Origin of the sequence: Streptococcus parasanguinis, assembly GCF_001578955.1 — a bacterium.
GTDB classification, from domain to species: domain Bacteria; phylum Bacillota; class Bacilli; order Lactobacillales; family Streptococcaceae; genus Streptococcus; species Streptococcus parasanguinis_U.
This window is the reverse complement of the sequence record NZ_KQ969689.1, coordinates 663845-667545: the sequence shown is the minus strand read 5'-3', so window position 1 is coordinate 667545 and position 3701 is coordinate 663845. Positions and strand designations below refer to the sequence as shown.

Annotated in this window: 3 protein-coding genes; 1 reads left to right on the top strand and 2 read right to left on the bottom strand. The window is 43.6% G+C overall.

Annotation, left to right across the window (positions count from 1 at the left end; translation table 11 throughout):
* Both SPADD19_RS03185 and hemW read right to left on the bottom strand, forming a co-directional pair.
* The coding region (locus tag SPADD19_RS03185; RefSeq protein ID WP_061455184.1) for an acyl-ACP thioesterase domain-containing protein at window positions 1-636 on the bottom strand (636 nt) is incomplete at its 3' end.
* Window positions 637-639: 3 nt separating this feature from the next.
* On the bottom strand, window positions 640-1770 hold the full coding sequence (hemW, locus tag SPADD19_RS03180) for a radical SAM family heme chaperone HemW (protein ID WP_061455183.1): 1131 nt from the start codon (window positions 1768-1770) through the stop codon (window positions 640-642).
* 317 nt (window positions 1771-2087) lie between these two features.
* Between hemW and SPADD19_RS03175 the strand changes: the two genes are divergently transcribed.
* Entirely contained in the window at window positions 2088-3611 is a 1524-nt protein-coding gene (locus tag SPADD19_RS03175; protein WP_061455182.1) for an ATP-binding cassette domain-containing protein, read from the top strand.
* Window positions 3612-3701: the final 90 nt, after the last annotated feature.

Genomic DNA, 3701 nt, shown 5'->3' with positions numbered 1-3701 from the left:
AGAGGTGATAACACCTCCTGCCAGCACTTCTTTGACATATTTTAGATGAACTTTTTTAGGGACATGATGGGTCAAGAAATCTGCTCCCATCACCTCAAAGACCCAGTCCAAGTACTTGCTATTGTTGACATGCCCGTTCATATCCAAGTCGTAAAAACGAACCCGGTATTCTTGTTCCACGCCCCCTTCTAATTCTTTGAAACGGGGACCACGGAGCATGGTTTTTGAAAACTCTGAGTCAAAGGCATCCGTAATCTCAGACATGACAGGATGGACCTTGCGAGTATCACGATCCATCAAGACAAAGGTTGCGACCATCTCAATAATGGTATTGCCTTCCTCATCTTTGATATTAAAGGCCCGGTAACAGAACAGGCGGTTGTGACTCATGGCATAGGTTTCGATAGTGATCTTCTCATCAAACACTGGGAGACGATCGATCTTCATATTATAATCCGTGATAATCCAGACCAGATTATAGTTCTCTAAAATGTACATATCACTCATACCCAGCTCAATTGATTGCATGCCAGATACCTGTAAAGACAGCAAGATTAATTGGGGAATCTTAATATAACCATTGACATCGCTCATATCAAAAGGAATTTTCATGCTGTACTCAAATGTTTTTGCCATCTTCTACTCCAAAATAAACTTCTCTGCTACAGTGTCTCCTAAAAAGAGACCTTTCTTGGTCATGCGAACAATGTCCTTGTCAGGCACCAAAAGTCCCTGCTGGGTCAATTCATCGACCACTGGTCCATATTGTTGGTCAAAATTCACACCAAACTTTTCTTCGAAACGCTTCTTGGAAACGCCTGTTTTCTTACGGAGTCCCAGAAACATCTCTTCTTCCATCATTTCTGTCTGAGTCAGATGTTCTTCTTGGACACGCGCATTTCCCTCTTCGACTGCCTGCATATAGTGGCGAATAGGTCCATGGTTCTTGTAGCGAACACCGTTGACATAGCCGGATGCACCAGCTCCCAAGCCATAATACTCTGCATTATCCCAATACATGAGGTTGTGGCGACTTTCAAAACCAGGCTTGGAGAAATTTGAAATTTCGTAATGCTCAAAGCCCGCTCGCTCCAACTCCTGAATGATGTATTCAAACATCTCCGCTTCTAACTCCTCTTTTGGTAGAGGAAGCTTGCCCCGTCTCATCCGATTCATAAAGACGGTGTGATTCTCCAGAATCAAGCTATAGAGGCTCATATGAGGAATGTCGAGAGCAAGAGCCTTCGCGACATTTTCCTGGACCTGCTCCATGGTTTGCGTCGGAAGCGCATAGATGAGGTCGATCGAAATATTATCAAAACCAGCTAGCTTCAAACGCTCGATATTGTCATAGATATCCTGTTCCTGATGGCTCCGACCAATCTTTTTAAGCAAGCGATTATCAAAGGTCTGTACGCCCAAAGAAACCCGATTGACCGGTGAATCCTTCAAAACAGCGATCTTATCCGGATCCAAATCACCAGGATTGGCCTCGATAGTCAACTCTTCCATCTGAGAGAGATCAAGCGACTTGGTCAGCTCCTTGAGAAGATACGCTAGCTGATCTGCAGATAAGGCTGTCGGTGTCCCACCCCCGATATAGAGAGTCCGTAAATTTGTGATTTCCTCCCGACGAAATTCTTGGATCAAATGATCTAGATAAGCATCGACCGGTTGGTTCTTGATAAAGACCTTCGAAAAATCACAATAAAAACAAATCTGGGTACAAAATGGGATGTGGACATAAGCGGACGTTGGTTTTGTATGCATACCTTTAATTATACCATAAAATCCCCCTAAGTCCGAGAAGAAAAGGGTGGATGAAGCAAGGATTTCCTTGACAAGAAGGAATGAAAAGAATAGAATAAAGCTAATCACATTCGGAGGTAAGGAGATATGAACAACTAAGTTTCGTTAAATAAAATACTTTATTTAGTGGACTGCTTGTTCTATCTCTTTTTGTGTGCCCTCTCGCCTATTCTCCAACTTTTTGTTGGCTTAATAAGGTCTTTTTCTGTTTGGGTCCACTTGAATACAGCTCTACTAAATAGGTAGAGCTGTTTTTTGTCCCAGTAGAAAGGAATCTTATGCTAAAACTATCCCACCTCACCATCCGCCATACAAAAGATTTACGAGATTTGGTTCGCGATCTGTCCCTAACTATTCATGAAGGGGAAAAAGTTGCCATTATTGGCGAAGAAGGAAATGGAAAGTCTTCTTTGCTTCATGTCCTCATGTCCCCAAAATCCCTACCAGATTATCTGACAATAGAAGGCGAAATCACCACTTCCTTTCACTCCTATGCCTATATTCCCCAGTCTTTGCCGGAAGCATTGAAGGGAAAAACATTGGAAGAATATTTTTTTGGAGTAGACGAGTTAGACTATGCAGCCCTCTACAGACTGGCTGATCAATTGCATTTTGATAGCGACCGCTTTGCAAGCGACCAAGCTATTGGAAGTCTATCTGGAGGAGAAGCCCTCAAAGCCCAACTGCTTCACGAACTTTGTCGTCCTCATGAATTGCTATTTTTAGATGAACCTTCAAACGATCTGGATTTGGAAACCCTGGACTGGCTCCAGCAGATGATCCAAACAAGTCCCCAAACCATCCTATTTATTTCCCATCATGAAGATTTTTTGACTCAGACGGCGGATACGATCATCCACCTAAGACAGATCAAACACCGCAAGGAGGCTGAAACCATTGTAGAGCACCTAGGCTATCAAGACTACAGTAGCCAGAGGGAGCAACAATTCAAGCAACAGTCCCAGCAAGCTGCTAATGATCAACGAACCTACAAGAAAACAATGGAGAAGCATCGCCGCGTCCGTCAGCAAGTTGAAACATCCTTACGAAACACCAAGGATAGCACTGCTGGACGTCTCCTGGCAAAGAAAATGAAGTCCCTCCTCTCACAAGAAAAGCGCTACGAGCGAGAATTCCAATCCATGACTTCCCAACCCTATGATGAGGAAGTTATCAATCTGCATTTTTCTCCCCTCACTCCCTTGTCTCCTCAAAAACGAGTCCTTCTCTTAGATCAGGAAGAGCTCGCAATTGGTGACCGGGTCCTGGTCAAGAACCTCTCCCTTACTCTTCTAGGACAGGATAAAATAGGGATTATCGGTTCCAACGGTGTGGGGAAATCCACTTTTCTAAAAATGATATGGGAGATCTTACGGAAGAATGAAAGTATCCGCACTGCCTATATGCCTCAAGATTACACTGAACGCCTTCCTTTGACTCAGACACCGGTTCAATTTCTACAGCATTCAGGCGATCGCGAAGAAATCAACACCATTCAATTGCATTTAGCCTCCCTCAACTTTACCTATTCTGAAATTCACCATCCGATCTCTGAACTTTCTGGTGGCCAGCAAGGAAAACTCTTTCTCCTTCAATTAGTGCTCACAAGCCCTCAGTTTCTACTCTTGGACGAGCCTACTCGCAATTTTTCCCCCACTTCCCAACCAGAAATTCGACGCCTATTCACAGACTACCCAGGCGGACTAGTCACGGTCTCCCACGACCGGACCTTCCTCAAAGAAGTCTGCCAAAAAATCTATCGTCTGACCGAAAATGGTTTGGTAGAGATAGAGGCTCTCTAACGTAAAAAAGACTGGCCAAAACCAATCTTAGAGAACGTTAACGAAATATTCTTTTATACAAATCTAACAAATCCATAGTTATCCAATCCT